Origin of the sequence: Allobosea sp. 67-29, assembly GCF_001898115.1 — a bacterium.
In the GTDB taxonomy this organism is placed as follows: Bacteria; Pseudomonadota; Alphaproteobacteria; order Rhizobiales; family Beijerinckiaceae; genus Allobosea.
In genome coordinates this window covers 1-19,704 of sequence record NZ_MKSQ01000009.1, presented here as the reverse complement: position 1 = coordinate 19,704, position 19,704 = coordinate 1, and the positions used below count along the sequence as shown (strand labels likewise).

Genomic DNA, 19,704 nt, shown 5'->3' with positions numbered 1-19,704 from the left:
TTATCTGAACAGTCAACCTGTCTCAGGCGGATTTTGCGGCGGCATTTGCCTGAAAACACACGCGCTTCCGCTCGACCTCGACGCATGAGACAGATTCGAGGGCCTAGAGACCCTCGAGCCTGCTCAACCGGCGCAGCAGGACAGCTTGGCGACGTCCTTGTCGAAGGCTAGCGCCGCAAGCTTCAGACCCTCGACGGTGGTGAGGTATGGAAAGATCGTGTCGGCGAGGTCGGCGACGCTGAGGCCCTGCCGGATCGCCAGCGTTGCGGTTTGAATGCTGTCGGCGCCTTCGGGCGCGAGTATATGGGCGCCGAGCAGGCGACCATTGCCGGCGTCGGCGACGAGCTTGATGAGCCCACGGGTGTCGCGGGCGGCAAGCGCACGGGGTACCTGGTCGAGGCCGATCGTCGACACTCGGACCGCATATCCAGCGGCGTGCGCGGCGGCCTCGGTCAGCCCGACGCTCGCCACCTGCGGATCGGTGAACACGATGGCCGGCATGGCACTGTTGTCGTAGCGCTGGCTGTCGCCGTTGAGGGCGTTCTTTGCCGCGAGCTTGGCGCCATAGGCGGCCATGTAGACGAACTGGTCGCGGCCCGTAACGTCGCCGGCGGCATAGACCCCGGCTCGGGTCGTCCGCATGCGGTCGTCGACGACGATGCCGCCCGTCGGCGAGACGGCGATCCCGTGCTCGGCAAGGCCGAGGCCTTCGATGTTGGGCGTGCGGCCGGTGGTAATCAGCACCTGGTCGGCGTCGATCGTGACATCCTGGTCGTCGCGCATGACAGTCAGTGAGATACCGCCCCCGGTCGTGCGGATTGCGCGGTAGGTGATGCCGGAGACGACGGTGATGCCCTCGTCCTCGAAATACCCCGTCAGCGCCGCGCCGATCTCCGGCTCGGCCTCAGGCAACAGGCGCGAGCGGCAGACGAGTGTCACCTTGACGCCGGCACGGGCGAACATCTGGGCGAGTTCCGCACCGATATAGCCGCCGCCGATGACGAGCAGCGAGTGCGGCAGTTCCTCGAGGTCGAGGGCCGACGTGCTGGTCAGATACGGCACGGCCTCGATGCCGGGAATGGCGGGGACCGCCGGCCGCGCGCCGGTGGCGATGACGATCTTTCCGGCGGGAATGCGCGTGCCGTTCACCTCGACACCGCCGTCGAACAGGCGCGCCGGCCCGTCGCGGTAGGCGATGCCATTATAGGCGGGAAGCAGGTCGACATATTTGGCCTGGCGCAGCTCGGATACGAGCGCGTCCTTCTGCCGAATGGTTCCGCGCCAGTCCGTCAGTTCGGCCTCCGCCGTGATGCCGGCAAAACGCGCCGCCACGCGCGCGTTGTGCAGCGTCTCGGCGGCGCGGATCAGGGTCTTCGATGGTACGCAGCCGACATTGACGCAGGTGCCGCCGATGGTGCCGCTGCCGATCAACGCGACTTGGGCGCCCTGATCGGCGGCCGTGATCGCGGCGGAAAAGCCGGCCGAGCCGGCGCCAATCACAACGAGGTCGTAGGCGCCGCCATTGCGGCCATTGGCGCGGAGAGGGTGCTCGGCGGCCGCCGCACTCTTGGACGCCACATCGAGACCGGCAAGGCTCGGTCCGAATAGGGCGCGGCCGGCCTGCAGTCCTTCCTCGATCGACAGCCGGAAACCCGGCTCGTCGGCGGAACGGTCGTCGCGCCAGGCGGATAGATGCTCGTCGGAGCAGAAGAAGGCGGTCGTCGCGCAGAGCGAGCTCGCCGCGCAGCCGCCTTCATAGCGGACACTCTGCCACATGACCGCCGTCGTCGGCTCGACCTCGGCCAGCGCCCGTCCTTGCTCCCGCGTCGTGATCCGGATCGGCGCGCCGCAATGGCGGCATTGCGAGGCAATAGCGATGTCACGATTGGTCATGGCGCCGATGCCGAGCGCGTCAACCGCACACATGGCGTTAAGAACGCGTCCGTCCAACGTGACCCGATGGCCCGTCTCCCGGTCGGTGAAGGGATAGGCACCGACGATGCGCTCGCCGTCGAGGACGACGAGGTCGCGCCGACGCAGTTCTTCGAGCAGAGACGGGATGGCCGTCTCGCTGAGTTCTGCACGCTCCGCGAGCGCGCCCGTGGTCGGGCCTCGTCCGTCTTCGGCATAGAGCTTAAGCAGCGCGACGCGCACGCGGTCCGTCGCGGGATCATAGCCGCTCCAGCGGTTGAGCACATGGTCGGAGCCGACCATCGCCTGCAGGGCGTCGCGGACCGCCGGCGATCTGACGACCGACCAGTCGGGAAAGGTCACCCCCGGCCGCACGGCAAAGCTCGGCGGTGTCGCAGGCGTAGAGATGCCAGCCTTGCCCGGAGAGGGGGAGGATGCGCAGCAGTCGTTCATGGCTTCATGCCTTCCTTGTGGATGTTTGTTTTGCAGGCCGCGGCTCTTGCCCGGCGATGATGAAGGCCCCACGCAAGCAGACCCAATCCCACGACCATCAGCGGAAGCACCACCAGACCCGCACCAGCCAGCCCGGCGCCAACACCAGCGAGCGGCAGACTCAAGGCGACGAGCGGCGCTGCGCAGCAGATCGCGGCGAGGACCGCGCCGATCATGCCGGCACGGGCGAGGGCGGGGTCGGTCATCTTAGCCGCCCTGCTTCGTCGGGTGGGCCGGGTAGCCGGCATTCATGCTGGCTGCCGCGATCACGTCCGGGTTTGTCTTTGCATCGTCAAAGGTCACGGTTGCCGTCTTCGCCTCAAAGGAGACCGTCACATTGGCGACGCCAGAGACAGCCGCCATCGTGGTTTTGACGATGTAGGGACACGTGGCGCAGGTCATGTTGTCGACGGCGAAGGTGACGGTGCGCTCGCCAGCCCAGGCGGCCGGGGCAAGCATCAGCGAGCCTATCAGGGTGCAAACACTCAAACTCTTCATGAGATGGGTCTCCTCTCGGTGTCAGGCGGAAAGCAGCAGCGGAGCGACGTAGTCGAAGGCGAAGGCGGCCGCGACGAGAACCGTTGCGATCCACAGTGCGATCTCGACGAGGTGACTGCGGACAGGGCGCGCGCACTCAGCGTCGTCGGCACAGGCGCGCCGCGGCTTCCAGTAGACGAGGTAGAATCCGTAGCCGAGAACACCTGTAGTCCCGGCGACGAAGAAGGGCTTGTAGGGTGCGAGCGCCGTCAGATTGCCGATCCAGGCGCCGCCGATGCCAAGGCTGAACAGGATGAGCGGAATGATGCAGCAGGAGGAGGCGGCGAGCGCTCCGAGAATGCCACCGGCGGCGACCAGGCGCTGCCGCGCTTCCTCGCCACGCTGCGACGTCGTCAGGCTGACCACAGTCGGTGTGACATCTGAAGTCCCATGTCGTGATGCATTCATGTCGGGCCACGCTTTCCTTGCCGAATTCCTATCCGAGCGCTAATGTGCAGTCTGTAGCAACTACAGGGTCAAGAGGGTTTTTGCGATGCGCGATCACGCCGGGGTGAGAGGTATGCAGCGGGCCGAGCTTGCCCGGCGCACGGGCTGCAATCTTGAGACGGTGCGCTACTACGAGAAGGTCGGCCTTCTGCCCGAGCCGCCGCGCACTACGGCGGGTTACAGAAGCTATGACGACACGCACGAGCGGCGGCTGCGCTTCGTCCTGCGGGCGCGCGAGCTCGGCTTCTCCCTGGACGAAATCCGCGAGCTCCTGCGTCTCGTCGACGAGCGCAATCGACCCTGCGCCGAGGCGAGCGCCGTTGCCGCCGCGCATCTCGACGATGTGCGGGCAAAGATCGCCGACTTGAGGCGGATGGAGCGGGTGCTCAAGGACGTCGTTGCCCAATGCGGCGACGGCACGCTCCCGGAATGTCCGCTGATCGAGACGCTGTTCCAGGAGCGAACTGTCAACTGATCGAGTTGAGGGGCGCCTATGCGGCGCCCCGGACCTCATGCTGGCGAGCGCCGGCCTGCTGCGCGTGCATCCAGTCGGCGATCTGCTGCGCCTTCGCCGCGGCGGTGAAGATGGCGCGCTTGTCGGAACGCAGCACCTCGAGCCAGGAGGAAATGTAGCGGGCATGGTCGGGGCGCGGCTCGACGCTGAGGTTGAGATCGGCGCAGATCATCGCGCTCAAGAGCTCGACTGTGCATTCCTCCATGGCGTAAGCGGCCGAACCGAATCGTCCGGAAAGGGCGCGGTCGAGGCGATGCTTTGCTCCGGAAGCGTGACCACACTCATGGAGGAGCACGGCGTAGTAGGCGACCGCGTCGCGGAAGCAGGCGAACTCCGGCATCTGCACATGGTCGGTAGACGGGCGATAGTAGGCCTGTGGTCCGCCGTGGCGGATGTCGATGCCGAGGGCGGCGCAGAACCGTTCGGCCTGTTCGATGCGCTCGGCCTCGGACAACGCCGGCATCGATGGCGGCGTGTAGCCGTCGACCTGGGTGCAATTGAAGACGGTGTAGCCGCGAGCGAACATGCGCCGGGCGGGCTCGTCTCGATCCTCGTCGCCGTGTTGGGGGTCCGCCTCGTCGTGGCGGTCGGTGGTCTTCCAGAACACCACGAGGTGGCCGTGTTCGCCCTTGCGAACCTGAGCGCCGAGCGCCTGCCATTGACGATAGGTGCCCCAGATGCCGGCGGGATAGCCTGCAGCGTGGGCCGCGGCCCAGAGCGAGAGGATGTTGACGCCGCGATAAGCCTTGCTTGAGGCGACGTTAACGGGCGTTGTGATGGCCGATCCGTCGTGATGCCAGGGCATCCGGTAGTCGCCGGCGCCGGCTTCGATGGCGGCGATGATCTGGCTGGTGACGCGCTCGTAGATATCGGTCGGTGTCTGGCGGTTGCGATCTGTGGTCATGGGTGCCTCCTTCAGCTCGCCCTCTCCGTCGAGGGCGAGGCGGCAGGGGCAGACGCGGGAAGCCGGCCCGTCACACCCTGTTCTCGGTGCTGGTGCGGAACAGGGTTGATGGGCTGGCAGCGTCTGCCACACCCGAGCCCTGCCTCGACGGGCGAGTTGAAGGAGGCGACCGTGACCGACGACCGCAGAAACCGGCCGTCGACAGGGATGTGGCGCGGCTCTCAGTCGGAGCCGTCTCGCGGCCGGTGTCGCAGCGGAACGACCTTGGCCTCGCGCGATCGGTCAAGCTCGTCCCGCAGACCAGCGATCACCGCATCCCGCTCGGCGACCTGCAGCGTCAGCACCTGGATGTGCTGGGCGAGCGTGCGGGCGATGCCGCGCAGTTCGGCGATCTCGGCGCCGCGCACGGCGCGCAGCTCGGCTTCGAGTGCACGGACGCGCTCCTTGAGGGCCCTCGGGGAGGACTGCCGGTGACGCACTTCGGCCGCCCGGAACTCGGCGAGAAGATCAGCCGCACGGTTCGCCGTCGCCCGGCTGACGCCGGCTTCGCGCGCGAGATTGGAGACCGTCAGCGCGCCGTCGGTGCGCTCGGGGCGGCCGTCGAGCAGCCGCGCCATCGCCGCCCGCAACGCCGCCTCGCTCTTTGCGCCGAGCGCGCTCATGCTTCACCGTCCACGAGCGGCGCGATGAGCCGGCGCTTGCGCTCGTTGTCGCGGGTTATGGCTTCGCGCTGCAACGGCGACAGGCGCCGGTCGGCAAGCAGCCCTTCGCCCTCGGCGATCGAAGCCAGCCACGGCTCACGATGCCGGGCGGTCAGACAAGCGTTCGGGCAGCGATCGGGACTACACCGGGAAAGCGCCGGCGCCGTTTGCTCGGAATCCGTGGAGCCGGCGAGGCATAGGGCGGTCGCCGCATCGAAGAGGCAGTCGTTGAGGAAGCCGACGTGCAGCGTCCGTCCGAGATGGGCAAGCATGGTGCGCAGCCGCTTGCGCTCCATGATCCGGCCGGGAAGATCGCCGAGCTCGTCCTGGACGCGGGCGAATTCCCGTCGCAATCGGACCGCACCCGGTCCGGCCGGACCTTCCTGGCGAAGGAACGCCTCGTAATGGGCAACGATGTCGTCGAGCTGCCCGAGCGCGCGCTCACGCTCGACGGCGAGGCGGAAATCGGCCTGACTTGATCCGGCATAACCTTCGAACATGGCGACGGAGGCGTGCTTGTACTGGATCTTGCCGGCGATGGTGCCGAACGGCCGGTTGGCGATGTACCAGGCGACCGTGCGGCGCAGCTGCCGCGTCGTGAACCTCCAGGGCTCGTCGCCGATGCGCGGGATGGCCGGTTCGCCTTCCGAACGCGCGTCGAGGCCGTCACGGAACAGATTGAGCGTTGTCGTTGCGCCCATGCCGAGGTGGTCGGCGCTCCAGGGCCAGTCCTTCAGGGTTACCCACAGGGACGAGAGCCCCTTCTCCTTGCGATTGCGCGCCGAGAGCGCCTCCATGACTTCCACAGCGCGGGCGACCGGCTCGATGGTGATCCAGTCGGCGGTGACACCGCGCGGTCCATGGCGCTTGTAGACGGTGCTGCGCACCCGATAGCGTTCGACCAGGCCGTCGGCGCTGCGCACCGGCGACACGCATCCCGGCTGCATCGCCTGAACCTCGCTGTCGCGCATGCCGGTAAGGTAGGCGCAGACGAGATAGCAGGCGCCCTGCAGCATCCGCTCCTCGCGGGCGAGACTGAGGCTGTCGAAGCGCTCGCGCCATGGCAGGCCAGTGTCCGGGTCGATGGAGATCGGAGTATCGAGACCGCCGACCTCGGTTCCGAACTCGGCAACCAGCTGTTCGATCAGTCGCGCAGTCGGCTCGGACTGACTGACGCGCCCGCTCTCCGGCGCGCCGGCATACAGACGCATCAAATGGAGATTGTACGGTGGCAGCTCTGCGCCGGTCTGCGGGTCGATCCGGCGGGCGGCGTTGGGCGCGCGCTCCCAGATTGGCACGCCTCGGCCGGCGGCCCGGCGCACGTCGAGCCACTTTGCCACGCGGGCACGATAGGTCGTGGCGACGGCCCGACCCGTGCGCGCATCGCGCGCCATCAGCCGGGCGCAGCCGGCCTCGAGAGCGTCCAGCTCAGCCCGCGCCGCGAGAATGTCGGGTACGTAGATCTCGACATATTTGAGCGCCCAGCGAAGCATGGCGCCGATGACCGGCTCGGGAATGCGCGGCGTGGCGTTCTCGGCAGGCGCCGGCGGCCGGCCGGCGACGCAGTGCGCGGCGCGCCCCCGCCACGGCAGAAAGCCGATGCCGCCGCCGGTCAGCCACGGCGCCAGGTGGTGCAGGTCGATAGGCACCTCGACGTACTTCACCGCCTCATGCGGCGTTCTCCGGCCGCCGACGCGCGCATGCACCAGATAGGCGTCGAGCTGAGCCTGGTCGACGCGGCCGAGGTCGACGGCGCCGATCTGCGTCCGAAGGAACGCGGCAAAGTGCTGGAGGTAGCGCAGAAGCCGGATTGCCGAGGTTGCCCCGCAGGGCGCACGATATCCCGGCACGTGGATGCGCAGACGAGCGATTACATACTCCTTTGCCAGACGGCGCGTGGCCGGATCGGCGATGCGGGCGAAATTGAGCCGGTAATTGCTGTAGCGGGCGTTCACCCTGAAGATGGCGGCGCTCAAATCCCAGTGATCGTCACCAAAGCGGGGAAGCTGCGCCCGGTCGGCATCGTCCCTGATCGCGACGCCAGCCAGCACAGGCTCGTCGTCACTGTAAACGGCCGAAGGCAAAGACGGTTGAGCGAGAAGTGTGATCGGTGCTGGCATCATGGCGCTCCCGCTTCAGGCGGCAGGTAGATCAGCTTCGGGTCCGTAGCCGCGGCCTGTCGTGCCTCCTCGATCTCGGCATCACTGAACCGGGGCAGGATCTGATCGGCGATCCGGTCATGAACGCGGCCGAACTTCGTCGTCCAGTCGGCTTCGGTGAGCGCTTGTCGCTGCGTTCGGATGAAGCTGAGGAACGACAGTAGGGCAGGCAGCTTGCGGGCGGTGATCACCGCGTTGCTGCATTCGAGACAGCCCCAGAAGGGCGACGGACAGGCTTCGCCCTCTGTGCCGAACGGGCTCGCATAGAACCCGCCGCAACTCGCGAGCCAAACATCCTGCTCGCCGCTGAACAATGCGGTGACGGCGGCGGCGCCGGAAACGGGAAGATCGGTTGCGTGGTCGGGATCGACCCGGACGGCCGCTTCCTCGTCCGGCGATAGCACGCAGGGACGCAAGGCAGCGTCAAGTGCATCGCTCATGGCGTCGGCGATCGCGGCTTCGTGGACATGGCGAAGTGCGGGAATGTCGGCGTAGTGATTGGCCGCAATCGCGGCGGTGTGGCCGACCGCGAAGCGATCGAGTTGGCCGCCCGTGCGCCGATACCATGCCGCCTTGTGGGTCTTGCGCAGGCGCGTCAGGTTCAGACGAAGGGGCTGGCCCTGTTCATCGCGGATGTCGTGCCGGCGGGTCCATGAAGCTACAGGCTCCTTCATGCTAAGCGTGCGTGGGATTATGCGGCCCCAGGTGTAATGTACCCAGAGCGTGTCGCTACCGAGCTTGTCTCTGGCCGGCTGGGTCCACTGCAGGACCTTGCGGATCAAGCCGCCCGGTGTTGATGAACCACCGTCGCGCACGCGCAGCCGCTTCCACTCGGCGCCGCGCGCCCGGCGCTTACAATACTCAATCTCGACATAGCCACCCGCCGGATTCTTCAGGCAATCTGCCCGCAGGTCCTTGATCGCTTCGATCTCGAGCCCGGTGTCAAGCGAAACGAGGACGATAAGCGACACGAGGTCGGCGGCGAGCAGGTGCCGGCGGCCATGCAGATCGTGGATCAGGCGATCATTCGGCAGGCCACTCTCACGGCGGAGCGTGTAGAGCCGCTTGAAGCGGGTGTGCCGGTGCCCGATGACGCCTTCCGCATCGAGCGCCGCCATGGTCGCCGCGTGTGCCGCCGCGAGAGTGCTGCTTCGATCGGCATCCTCGACCGTTGGCATCCGATCTGCGTCGGCGAAACGGCGGATGATGGCGGCGAGATCGGTGCGCGCGGCGGTCCGCAACGCCGTAGCGACATCGTCTCCATAGGCATCGCGTGGCCGGGCGCGCACCCCCGATCGGTCGCTCGTGTACATCAGCCGCCGCGACGCATCGGGCGGCAGGTGGCCGGGCTCGGCGGCCTCGGCTAGCCGCAGCAGGTTGAGCACCTTGCTCATCCTTTGCAGCCGGTGATTGGGATGCAGGCCGCTCTCCTCCATCCAGGCATCGAAGCCGTCGATGCAGGCGGCGCTCACGTCGGATAAACTGACGACGTGGGGACTGACGGCGTCGAGATACCGCCAGAACATCCGGAGCGCATTGGCATAGGCGGAGGCCGTCGAGATCGAACCGGCCGGACCCCCGACCTGGCAGGCGCGCCAGAGCGTGCCGGCAAAAGTCCGGGCCAGTGCCTTGCGACCGCTGAGCTTCGTCAGGTCGATTGTCTTGCTGCGGTCCGCCAGCATGACGGTGAAGCGCAGCGACCCGATCGCAGTGGCGGCCTCGCCCTCGGGATCGGGCAACGCCTCGGGAAACAGCGCACGGCGGCCCGGCCGCCGCACTGAGACAGTCGTCGCGGCGGTCATGCGGCATCTCCGGCCGTGTCGTCGGCCCAGCGGTCCGCGGCCGCGTCGACCAGCTCCTGCGCTTCGGCAAGACTATCGAGATAGATGTGGGTGCTGGTCACGCTCGCGTGTCCCAGGAGGTGCTGCAGCTTCTGCAGCGGATCGCCAAGGATCCGCCGATAGGCTGCGCCGTGCCGATCTTGCGGATCGAAGACCACGCCGATCTGTTCGCGGATCAGCATGGAGAGCATGTTGACGGCGAAGGTGTGCCGCAGCGTGTGCGGCGTCACGTCGATCTCGATGCCGAAGCGGCGACAGCGGGCGCAGGCCCGGCGGAAAACAGCTTCCCAGGTGGCCGAAGGTACAGGCTGGCCGCCTTCGGTCAGCCAGAGCACGGCATGCTGCGCCGACCCGGGGGCGCCGACCAGCACGCACCGGCGTTCGCGCGGCGTCAGCCGGTCGAGCCGAACACGCTTGCCTGCGGCGTCTCTTGCCTTCCTGTCCTCCGGCATCAGCCAGAGCGGATCAGACACTGCCGGTTCGGACCGGGAGGCGGAGATCGTGCGCTCAAAATCGACGTAGTCGGCGATCATCCTCAGTACCCTTCGGGGGATACGGATGCGTCGGGGCCGTCCGCCCTTCGCGATCGGACCGGGAAGATCGAACGGCACTGAGCGCGATCCAGGCTCGGCCGGGTGCGGAAGCTCCGTCAGGAGCAGGCTGCCGGCCTCGGTCAGTCGCAAACCGGTCGTGACGAGAAGCTCGGCGAACAGCGCATTCCGCTCGCCGTTGCGGCCACGCCACGCCGGATCCTCGAAGCCGTCGGGCAGACGTCCTCTCAGCCCGACGTCGCGAAAGAGCAGGTAGCGGCCAAGATCGATGTATCGGGTATCGTGCCGACGTACTGCGCGCTCGCGCGCCCGGTTCGTCGTGACGGCCACCATGGCGCGCATCCCGGCCGCCCGCCGCAGCGCGAAGCCATAGCCGAAGGGCGAGGTCGTGATGATCTCCTCTTCGACGGCCCAGCGATAAAGCTTCTCAAGCGCTGCAACGCTCCGGTTCCAGCTCGACGCCGAAATGCGGTATGGCGCGTCAGATAGGCGCCGTGCCCGATGAAACGCCAGCACATCATGGCGATCAGCCTGCCAGACCGTCTTGCCGCCACGGCGTTCGCTGAGGAACCGCGCCCACACGAGAATATCCCGTGCGTAGGAGCGCCAGGTGTTTGGCGAGCGTGCACCCATGGTGGGACAGGCGCGGAGGAAGCGGTTGAGATCGAGATCATAGCTGCCGTCATCCATCAGGATGAACGGCATGCCGTCGATCAGCCCGGCGCGCTCGGCGATGTCGAGCGCGCCGGAAGCAATGTTCGTTGCGAAACCATCAATGGAAAGCGGGCGCGAAACAGCGCCAAGATCGGTAAAATACAACTGCACGCACGATACCTGAACGGAGCGCCTTCGGCGCAACTTCTTTGTTTGGAATGCGAGGGGTTCCCCTCGCGCTCTCCCGCTCGCCGCGTGGCAGGGGTGCAGGACTTTGCCTGCACCCCATGAACAAGCTTGTGGAGTCGCCGCCGCGTCAAGCGTTGTCCTCGCTTACGCTGCGGGAACGCTTGACCCGGACGTCTGAAGAGCCTCACCGGGCCGCCGATGATGCCTCCCCATGCCTGATTCTGAGACAGGATCACAGAGTCAGGATAAGGCGACCAGTTCTTCGAACGCGTATTTCTTCGTGCCATACGAGCCGGACAGGTCGCGGCCGACTCGCGAGGCGTGACCTGTGGCATGCCCCAGTTCGTGCAGGGCCGTGCGATGCCAGTTGATGGGTTCGAAATAGGCCTGCGGCGGCGGGACCATGACGAAATCGGGCCCCGGCGCGTAGAAGGCGCGGTTGCCGCCGATACGGAAGTCGATGCCGGTTGCGCGGATGAGCGCCTCGACTCTGGGCTCGATCAATCCGGGCGGCGGAGGCGGCGCAGCAACGGCAACGTCATCGGCGAGGTTTTCGCACTGGGCGGCGTTGAACACCGTGAACCGCTTCAGGAACGGGATCGCCTGGGCTTCCTCGCCGGTTTCACGTGCGCGGCGTTTTTCATCGTCGGGCACGAAGCGGTCAGCGTAGACGACGGTCGTGCCGTGCTCGCCCTTGCGGACATTGCCGCCTAGTGCGAGCGCCTGGCGGAAGGTGAGCCAGGTCTGTGCGGCATAACCGTGTTCGATCACGGCGCCCCAAAGGATCAGCACATTGATGCCTGAGTATTGCCGGCCGGTGGCGGCATTCCTCGGCATGGCGAGCGGCGCCTTTACCGCCGCCGTCCCCCAAGGCTGCACCCATGGGACGCGGCCGGCTTCTAGCTCGGCGACGATTTTGTCGGTGATCTCGTCATAGAGGTTCGCCCGGTCTGAGCCGGCGCGAGCGCTTGCGGTCTTTCTGGACATCGCGGGTCTCCGCGACGGGCGCCGGAGGCCTCTCCTCCAGCCCTCAACCCGTCACGGCAAACCTGTCCGCACTCTTACTCTAAAGGGGGCGTTGCGGGGATCTCCCCGCAGAAGGGGGTGTGCCGGCGACCAAGGCGCCGGCCGGGGGGAAGGCATTCCCCCTCAACCCGTCTTTCCGTATTGCCGCAATTGAGACTTTCCGGCTGAGCACAGAGCCGCTGAGCTAGAATCAACCCGCGTGAGATCCGCGTGGATCAGATTTGGCGAACGGCGCGATCACTACAGGAGGGCTCGTGGCGGAGCTCGGCACTTCGTTTTTGCCACCCCTGATACTGGCGATGGCCACCACGCATCCATCGGGGATCGCGCAGCCAGATTCCCACCGAATGGGTGGAAGATCGATTTGAGCATCTTCAACAATCACCGCGCCAAGGCGCCGCGCCCAGCCGTCCGAAGCGGAGGGCGGCGAGGCGAGGCGACCTATGCCGTGGCCGCCGAATAGCGGCCCCGGACTTCCTGCATCCCGAGAATTTGGCCGCGCACAAGCGCGCGGAAATCGGACGCCGAATGAGTTTAACCGCAGGAAACGGGTGGCCGAGATATCTGGCGAATGTCTATGCTAGAATTATGGATGCACAAACACCGGCACTTCGCGCTCTGATGCGTTTCTATGAGGCGGAAGCCCGTTACTCTGCTTCGGGATTGCCAGCCGATAGAGCTGCACTGCTCGAAACGTTGCATCCCGACATCGTTCTACACCAGCCGGATTCCCTGCCCTATGGAGGCCAATGGAGAGGCCGCGAAGAGTTCGGGCGCTGGATCGACTCGTTCGTCGAGACTTGGGTCGATATCAAACCGACAGACCCCGTCTTCCACACATGCGGCGACGATATCGTCGTCTGCACCGTAACAATGCGGGCCACCGCAAGATCGACCGGAGCGCTGATTGACATGCCGATGTGTCAGGTGATCCGGATCGCGGCAGACCAACCCGTTGAGTGGCGAAACTTCGCCTGGGATACCGCAATAATGCTGAAGGCGCTGGGCGGTTCGGTGTAGGCGATCACTTCTACACGCGCGCGGCGACGCCCGACATTCCCTTGCACACCGATCGATATCGACCGGCTTGGCGAGAAGCATAATTATGCGGCTTTCTCCTGCCGGGCCCGGATATCTGCAATCCACTTCTCCAGTGCATCAATCTCAGCTTCGATGGCCGTCGGTTCGGGTAGCCGCGGATTGAGCTCTCCCGGCTGGCTGTGAAGAAGGGCGGAACAACGCCCAAACGCTAACCGCATCGCGGTGCAGTCGCCATCCGTTAGTACGGTGAGTTTGATCAGTCCCGTGGTGTCGACCTTGCGTGACAAGCGGCGGATCACCGGCCCGACGGCCTCCTCGACGGCGCGCTCCCACGTGGTTCGAAGTTGATCCTGGAACGACGTGACCTCGCGCAGCCATCTCGCCTGGTCGCCGCGTTCATGGTGGATCTTGACGTTTGCGAGGTGCGCTCTCATGCCGTCAATGACCTTGTCGAGCGGCATGACGTTGGCCGGGGGATCCTGATGGCAGTAACCAGCATTTTCGGTGCCGCGGCTGATCAGGCGATACGCCACAGGCGTCGCTTCTCGATCCTTTGTCGTCCGGCAGGCTTCGTCGAGCAAGAGCAGAAACGCCATGTCGTGGGTGAAGACGATCACCTGGCGAGTCTGGCCAGCTTCTGCCAGACGGGCGGCGACCTTGTCTCGATGCAAGTGATCGAGTGACGACACCGGATCGTCGAACACGATCGCCGATTGCGCATCGATGGTCGATAGCTCGGCGAGAAAGGCGGCGAGCGCGACGCAGCGATGCTCGCCTTCGCTGAGGACCTTTCCCACTGGTTCGTTCGGCTTGTTGATCAGCCTGACCTGGAAGAAGGGAACGCCGGCGGTGGTCTTGGCTTGCTGAAGCTCGATCGCGAGGCCGGCGACGCCGAGCTTGTCGACTTCGATTGCGAACCGTCCGCGCAGGCGGTTGGTAACGAGCGCCTGGGCAATACGGGCGCTCTGGGTGGTGATCTTGTTCGTCGCCGTGTCCTTGCTGGCCTTGTCGATCGCTTCGATGGCTTTGAGGCGATCGATTTGGGCGAGCACATCGGTCTTCACAACGCCGAGCCATTTGCGGTCGCTGAGGCCGTCACGTTCAGTGATGAGCATGGCGCGCTCCGGTGAACTGGCGTCGGATTGCAGGGCCTGAATGCGCCCGGCGATGCCGGCCAGCACTGCGCGTAGCGGATCAAGAGAGAGGGCGGCAGCAGGAGGAAGGGCCGGCGGTGTCGCGAGAACGTGGGTGCGCAGGACTGCTCGCAACCGCCATGCGAGGTGGAGCATGTCGCGGCGCAAAGCGCTTGCGAGATCCTCGCGACCGATATCGTCTCGTATCAATGAGACGATTGCAGCGAGATCTTTCATCGAGACTGCCGCGGCCGAGACGCCCTGCAGGGCGTCGTCATAGGAGTCCGCCGCCTCCTGCTCGCGACGTTTGCTTTCGTCCTGCACAAAGGCCTCGAAGCTGCTGAGCCGTCTCGAGGCCTCCTCGCTGAGCGGCTGTTGACATAGGACGCAGTGCGCTTTGCTACCGGTCACCGGGAAAGGCTGTTTGGGATAGGCCGCCGCGCGCGAATAGTCGCGGGCGGCTTCCCACAGGATCTTCCAGACATCCGAGCCGATGTCCGGCAACGGTTCCTTGGAGAACAGGTTGGCGGACGCTGCGGCGGCGGCCATGCGCGCATTCGCAAGGTTCGTGTGGGCATCGCGAAGGGCCGTGCGATTGTCATCCGTGGCGGATGCGGCCAGGCGCTCGAGCTGCGTTATGATGCCGGTGATGCGCGTCTCTTGGCCCTGAAGCTGGCGGATTGTGCGAGCCGGATCGCTCGACAAATCGGCGGTGAGCGTTTGAAGGCGCGTCTCGTCCTCGGCGGTGAGGCCGGCGAGTTTCTCGACGGTTTCTGGCTTCGTCTTGCCCGAGAGACCGGCGATCAGCTTGCCGACCGGAGTGTTCTGCTTGCAGTCCGGCGTCGTCAGGATGGTGGGCGTTTGCTCCTGGAGGGCCTTGATTTCGGCGGCCAGCTTGCTCTTCACGTCCTGGCAGACTTGCGCGAGGCCCGCGAGGATGCGTAGCGGCAGCGGCGTATACGCGAGGTCGTTGGTGTTCTCGACATGGATATTGGCCGTGCGCGAGTCGAAGACGCTGACGGCGGACAGCATGGCGTCTGGCGAGCTGCCCTGCGTCCAAGCGGCATTGCGTTTTTGGGCGCCGATGAAGAACTCGACGCTGGCGGCTGGCGCGCCGCTCGTGGCGGCGTAGATGTTTGGCAGGATCGCGTCGCCCTTTGGCGAGCGCGCCCGGCAGAGCTGCTTCAGGACGCGGGCATAGCCGGATTTGCCGGCTCCGTTGTCGCCGTAGATGATGGTGAGGCCCGCTTTGCCGAAGGACAGCCGTTCGCCGGGAGCGAGGGCGTTGACGTTGGACAGACCGTAAAGGGCGCCGAGCGTCACCACGGCATGGCTCGCGGCGGGATCGCGGATATGGCTGGCGTCGAGTGGGGTGCCCTGATCGAGGCCCTTGCAGATCGCGGCCAACTCCACGACATCCGTGGCTTCCAGTTTAGGTTGGTTACAGAGGCGGCGCAGCGTGTCGCGCTGCCAGGCTGGCAGATCCGCGGACCACTTCAGGATGTCTGCGAGCGCCGTTGCTTCATTCGAAAGATCATCTTCTTGCTTATTCATTTGTGTCCCCCACTTGCCACCCGTCCTAGCGTCATAGGATCAACGCCCGCTTGAGGTCGTCGTGCTCGAAGGCGCTGGCCATACGGGTGATCTCGGTGGCGCGGGCGCACACCGCCTTGGCGGTGTCCCGCCATGTCGCGGTCACGGTCGCAACCTCTTTGATGATCGCGCGCGCCTGCGGCAGTGTGAGCGCGAAATACTCGGAGGCGGCCTCCAGCAGTTCGAGCGAGCACGTGCCTTCGTCGAGATCGATGTTCGTCGTCAGCACCCGCGCCTTGAGATCGGTCGGGACGGGATTGAGATCGTAGGCCGGTGAGAGCGACCAGCCTGCCTTGCCCAGCCACAGGAAGCCGTGATTGCGAAGGTGATCGTCGACATTGGAGATCAGGACGTTGAAGACCACGCGCCGATAAAGGGCATGGGCATCCGTCTTGCCCTGGGCGCCATGTTCGGCAAGAGCGTCGACAATCTCCGGGTAGCTGCCGCGCTCGCCATCCTTCGCGCCCATCATCGCCATTGCCGAAAGGAACGGAATTCGGATGGCGCCCTCGCGATCAAAGCGTCGCGAAAGCATGACGGCCTTACCGGCTACGCTGATCAGCTCGTGTTGAGGAGTCGTGATGCCGGCACGGCCAGCCAGCCGCAGAGCAATCTCCTCCCAGGTCTCCATGCTATAATCGTCCGTCTCCTTCGGGAATTTGGCGATGGAGAGGTGACCGTGCTGGTCGATTACTGATGCTTTGGGGCGTGCGCCGCCGAGGGAGGAGCCGGGAGCGAAGATGAGCTGGAGATCTTCGTCCGTCTCCTCGTCGCGCAGGATGCGCTCGGTGATCTGGAGAAGTCGGCCAAGTTCGATCAAAGCTGGAACGCCGGCGCGGATTGGCGCCTGGAACGCGTCTTCGCCGACCCAGCGGAAGCGAAGCGCGCCGAGCCGGGTTTCGTCGGCGACACCGAGCAAATAATCGCTTTCGACAAGAGTGCGGACGGCACGGCCTTCGCGATCAGCAAGGCGGCGCTCAGCGCGCTGCATGAGGCGGCGTCCCCATGTGTCGGGTGCGGAATCGCCTATCGAGCCGAAGGTGGCAAGGCCGGCTGGCGGCGCGAAGGCGCCGCGGGTCAGCGCCAGAGCGGGCTCCAACGAGAAGCGCTCCGGGTCTTCCAGCCAAGCACCTTCATACTCAAAGAGGATGGTCTCGGCGCCTCGCACACGATTGCTTCTCGCCAATCCGATCAGGCGGGTGCGGCCGTTAAGGTCGATATGAACCTCGAAGTCAGCCATCGCGGGACGATCCCGCCGACCGCTTCAAGTGGATGTGCTTGGGCAGCTCGGCGCTGGCGAGCGCCTGGCCGACGCTGTCGTTGCTGATGTCGGCGATCCGGGTCAGACCGTCGAGCAGGCCGAGGGCTTGAAGCACGCCGGCATAAATGCCGACGCTAACGTTGGTGTCGCCTGCCTCGACCTTCTGCAGGGTCGAGCGCGACGTGAAAGCCCGCTCGGCCACGACCGCCATGGGCAGCTTGCGGCGACGGCGAGCGTCATGGATGTCCGCGCCGAGCTTGCGCAGGGCGCGCCGCACGGCTGCTGGAGGGTTATGGGGAGTGGGCATTTGACACCTTCACACTACATATTGAGCAGATATGTAGCAGGAAGATTACAATTTTCCTAGCTCCCAGCCGCAGGATGCGGCAGTCATCCTACCAGACCGCTTGGAGGCGGGCCGTCCGAAGCCTGAAGACCAAGGCTCCACCTGCAAATGAGTATTATAAGCGCAAGTATCTGATGGGTATCGACTTTTAGATTTTGACTTTGCCGATGTCGCTTCCTATCTCTTCCGCATCGGGGAGTAGCCACCGCTCAGACAGCGGGATCACGCCAACAGGCTCGCGCCATGCGCGTGGTGTGATCAGCCGGTTTTTCACCGGCCCGGCAAGACCGTGGTGAAACTCGCCTTTGTCGGACAGGTGAGGGCCACCCGGTTCAATGTCCGTTTGGTTATCCTGCTATGTCCCCTTTTGCAGTCGTCCTGCTTGCTTTCAGCATGTCCGTCGATGCCTTTGCGGTTTCCGTGGGTAGAGGCGCAGCCCTTGGCCGCCCGCGATATTCAGAAGCGCTACGCAGCGGTGCGGTCTTTGGTGTAGTCGAGGCGATCACGCCTGTTATCGGTTGGGTTGCCGGCGTTGCCGCGAGCAGCTTCGTCCAGGCTGTTGATCACTGGCTCGCCTTTGGCCTGCTCGCTGCGGTTGGTCTTCATATGCTCTATGCGGCCGTATGGAAGAAAGCCGACGCCAAGCCAGTGGGCCGATCGTTTACAGTCTTGATGGCAACCGCAATCGGCACGAGCCTCGATGCAATGGCCGTCGGCGTCTCTTTGGCCTTTCTGAACGTCAACATTGTTGTGGTTGCGACCGCGATTGGCCTTGCGACGTTCCTCATGTCGTCGGGGGGCATGCTTATCGGTCGGCTGATCGGCGAGCACTTCGGCCGCATTGCGGAGGCTGTCGCTGGGATCGCGCTTTTCGGTCTGGGATTGTCAATCCTTATAGAGCACCTGACGGCTTAGAGCGATTTTGCGGACGCCTCTCAGGCTGCATGTTGGGTGGCGCCTTCAACGCCCGAACGGATATTCGGTCTAGATGTCTCTCTTGCCGGCTTGGGGCGCTTCTTGGTTAGCATCGCTCGGACGAATGCATTCCACTTCTTCATGGCTGCCCGCTTCTCGGGCATGTAACTCCAACGATCGTAGCTCTTCGAACTGACATCCTGGAGCGTGTGGTTCTGTATGCGGTCGCGAATTTCTTTGGAGAGGCCGGCCTGACCTGCGAGCGTCTTCCAGGTTCTGCGCAGATCGCGGTTGGTCACGACAGGGATCACCTCGCGCTCGCGCTGACGCCACATGAAAGAGTACAGCGTGCCGTGGCTGACGGGCTTGGTTGGGTCGGTCGCGGAGGGGAAAAACCAGCCGTGTGCGTTGGGCTTGATCGATTCGATTAACTCCGCCGCCACTTCCGGGACCGGAATGGCGTGTGGCTTGCCATTCTTGGTCTTTGACCAGTCGATGATCCGCTCCTTCGCGTCCCACTGATCGACATGCAGGCGGGCGATTTCCTCCACGCGCTGCCCCGTGAGCATGAGAATGCGAACGGCCCGTGTGTAAGGCGGATGCACGGGCGCGTCCGGACATTCAAGCCAACGGTACAGGCGTAGGAATTCTTCTTCATCAAGCCAGCGAGTGCCGACTTTCTTGGGCTCTGTGGGGATGCCGGCGGCGGGATTGTAGACCAGCCGGAAACGCCGCTGCGACGCGTTGCGGTAGTCGTGTTCCGATTTCAGACCCCAGCTATATGCGGATCGGATGTAACTGCGGACGTGATCTGCCATGGAGCGCTTACCGCGGTCATAGATCGGTCGGATGAGATCGGTGATTTCGTCGGGCTCGATGTCGCGAGCGGGCCGATTGCGGCCGAGGGTGTCGGCGATCTTGTTGAGGCCTTTCTCAGCCTCTTTCCAAGATGACTTTTCGGATGCCTTCAGGTGAGCGACATAGGCTTCGAAGAGATCGGCCACGGTGCCGGGACGCGTGTCGCCGGCGATCTTGATGCTGCGGCCCTTCTGGATCATGTCGGCGAAATCGCGTGTGAAAACTTCGCGCGCTTTGCTGAGCGACATGGATGGGTATGAGCCCAGTTTCTTCTTGAAGCGCTTCTGATCGCGCCACTGCTGCGCCATCCAATCGGCGGTGACGCGCGTGGGCATGGGCTTCATGACCAGGACAAGGCGACCGGTGCCATGTCCTTCGCCATCGACCAGGCTTAGCTGTTTGCCGGTCTGCTCCACCTGCTTCAGCGCGCGGCGAATTTCTCCATCGGTAAGGCTTGGCACTGGGCTCTCCCATTGGCTTTCAAGTGGGGTCGCCAGACGGCTAGCAGGGGTCGGCGACTGGGGTCACAAGGGCGATCGATCCCCCTCAAAACCGACCCCAATATGCCACAACGTCCTGCGCTACGACAAGCCTAAAAGTTCAAGTGATTCAACGGTTAGGAGCGTGATCG

The 19,704-nt window shown here is 65.0% G+C and carries 16 protein-coding genes, 1 pseudogene and 1 riboswitch; of the genes and pseudogenes, 3 read left to right on the top strand and 14 right to left on the bottom strand.

The features are described 5' to 3' along the window. Positions 1-123: 123 nt before the first annotated feature. From merBA to BGO20_RS09510, 4 genes are read right to left on the bottom strand one after another with little or no spacing between them, the layout of a single operon-like run. The gene (merBA, locus tag BGO20_RS09525; RefSeq protein WP_024899004.1) at positions 124-2,364 is read right to left on the bottom strand and encodes a bifunctional organomercurial lyase/mercury(II) reductase MerBA; all 2,241 of its coding nucleotides are present in this window, start codon (positions 2,362-2,364) and stop codon (positions 124-126) included. Further along, positions 2,361-2,609, bottom strand: coding sequence for a hypothetical protein (locus BGO20_RS09520; RefSeq protein WP_024899005.1), 249 nt, complete (start codon positions 2,607-2,609; stop codon positions 2,361-2,363). Before BGO20_RS09520 ends, merBA begins: the two co-directional genes overlap by 4 nt. A 1-nt stretch (position 2,610) precedes the next feature. After that, positions 2,611-2,901 carry a heavy-metal-associated domain-containing protein gene (locus BGO20_RS09515; protein ID WP_024899006.1) on the bottom strand — a complete coding sequence of 97 codons (291 nt, stop codon included), beginning with the start codon at positions 2,899-2,901 and terminating at the stop codon, positions 2,611-2,613. 21 nt (positions 2,902-2,922) lie between these two features. After that, the gene (locus BGO20_RS09510; RefSeq protein ID WP_024899007.1) at positions 2,923-3,348 is read right to left on the bottom strand and encodes a mercuric transporter MerT family protein; all 426 of its coding nucleotides are present in this window, start codon (positions 3,346-3,348) and stop codon (positions 2,923-2,925) included. Positions 3,349-3,433: 85 nt separating this feature from the next. On the opposite strand from BGO20_RS09510, the gene BGO20_RS09505 reads away from it, so the two are divergent. Then, positions 3,434-3,862, top strand: coding sequence for a MerR family transcriptional regulator (locus BGO20_RS09505; RefSeq protein ID WP_024899008.1), 429 nt, complete (start codon positions 3,434-3,436; stop codon positions 3,860-3,862). 16 nt (positions 3,863-3,878) lie between these two features. Here BGO20_RS09505 and BGO20_RS09500 read toward each other — a convergent pair whose 3' ends face one another. From BGO20_RS09500 to BGO20_RS09475, 6 genes and pseudogenes are all read right to left on the bottom strand, one after another. Next, a complete protein-coding gene (locus BGO20_RS09500) occupies positions 3,879-4,805 on the bottom strand; it encodes an ArdC family protein (protein WP_024899009.1) in 927 nt (308 codons plus the stop codon). 221 nt (positions 4,806-5,026) lie between these two features. Further along, the gene (locus BGO20_RS09495; RefSeq protein ID WP_024899010.1) at positions 5,027-5,467 is read right to left on the bottom strand and encodes a hypothetical protein; all 441 of its coding nucleotides are present in this window, start codon (positions 5,465-5,467) and stop codon (positions 5,027-5,029) included. Next, entirely contained in the window at positions 5,464-7,629 is a 2,166-nt protein-coding gene (locus tag BGO20_RS09490; protein ID WP_298921922.1) for a hypothetical protein, read from the bottom strand. The genes BGO20_RS09495 and BGO20_RS09490 overlap by 4 nt, the downstream gene beginning before the upstream one ends. Further along, complete coding sequence (locus BGO20_RS09485) at positions 7,626-9,467, bottom strand: hypothetical protein (RefSeq protein WP_024899012.1); 1,842 nt, start codon at positions 9,465-9,467, stop codon at positions 7,626-7,628. The genes BGO20_RS09490 and BGO20_RS09485 overlap by 4 nt, the downstream gene beginning before the upstream one ends. Continuing rightward, the gene (locus BGO20_RS09480; protein WP_024899013.1) at positions 9,464-10,882 is read right to left on the bottom strand and encodes a tyrosine-type recombinase/integrase; all 1,419 of its coding nucleotides are present in this window, start codon (positions 10,880-10,882) and stop codon (positions 9,464-9,466) included. The genes BGO20_RS09485 and BGO20_RS09480 overlap by 4 nt, the downstream gene beginning before the upstream one ends. 267 nt (positions 10,883-11,149) lie before the next feature. Then, positions 11,150-11,887 (bottom strand): annotated as a pseudogene (locus tag BGO20_RS09475) (ArdC family protein); the annotation flags it as partial. A gap of 627 nt (positions 11,888-12,514) precedes the next feature. Here BGO20_RS09475 and BGO20_RS09470 point away from each other — a divergent pair. Further along, a complete protein-coding gene (locus BGO20_RS09470; protein ID WP_012047157.1) occupies positions 12,515-12,946 on the top strand; it encodes a nuclear transport factor 2 family protein in 432 nt (143 codons plus the stop codon). An 83-nt stretch (positions 12,947-13,029) separates the two neighbouring features. Here BGO20_RS09470 and BGO20_RS09465 read toward each other — a convergent pair whose 3' ends face one another. The 3 genes from BGO20_RS09465 to BGO20_RS09455 are packed head-to-tail and all read right to left on the bottom strand — an operon-like array spanning position 13,030 to position 17,261. After that, on the bottom strand, positions 13,030-15,654 hold the full coding sequence (locus BGO20_RS09465) for an AAA family ATPase (protein ID WP_012047156.1): 2,625 nt from the start codon (positions 15,652-15,654) through the stop codon (positions 13,030-13,032). A 31-nt stretch (positions 15,655-15,685) separates the two neighbouring features. Beyond that, entirely contained in the window at positions 15,686-16,933 is a 1,248-nt protein-coding gene (locus BGO20_RS09460) for a type II toxin-antitoxin system HipA family toxin (protein ID WP_012047155.1), read from the bottom strand. Continuing rightward, the gene (locus tag BGO20_RS09455) at positions 16,926-17,261 is read right to left on the bottom strand and encodes a helix-turn-helix domain-containing protein (RefSeq protein WP_041751084.1); all 336 of its coding nucleotides are present in this window, start codon (positions 17,259-17,261) and stop codon (positions 16,926-16,928) included. Before BGO20_RS09455 ends, BGO20_RS09460 begins: the two co-directional genes overlap by 8 nt. 220 nt (positions 17,262-17,481) lie before the next feature. Beyond that, positions 17,482-17,634, top strand: a riboswitch (yybP-ykoY riboswitch). A 23-nt stretch (positions 17,635-17,657) separates the two neighbouring features. Here BGO20_RS09455 and BGO20_RS09450 point away from each other — a divergent pair. Then, a complete protein-coding gene (locus BGO20_RS09450; protein WP_012047153.1) occupies positions 17,658-18,215 on the top strand; it encodes a manganese efflux pump MntP in 558 nt (185 codons plus the stop codon). Positions 18,216-18,235: 20 nt separating this feature from the next. Here BGO20_RS09450 and BGO20_RS09445 read toward each other — a convergent pair whose 3' ends face one another. Beyond that, positions 18,236-19,534 (bottom strand): site-specific integrase, encoded by a 1,299-nt coding sequence (locus BGO20_RS09445; protein WP_012047152.1) that lies wholly within the window; start codon positions 19,532-19,534, stop codon positions 18,236-18,238. Positions 19,535-19,704 lie beyond the last annotated feature (170 nt).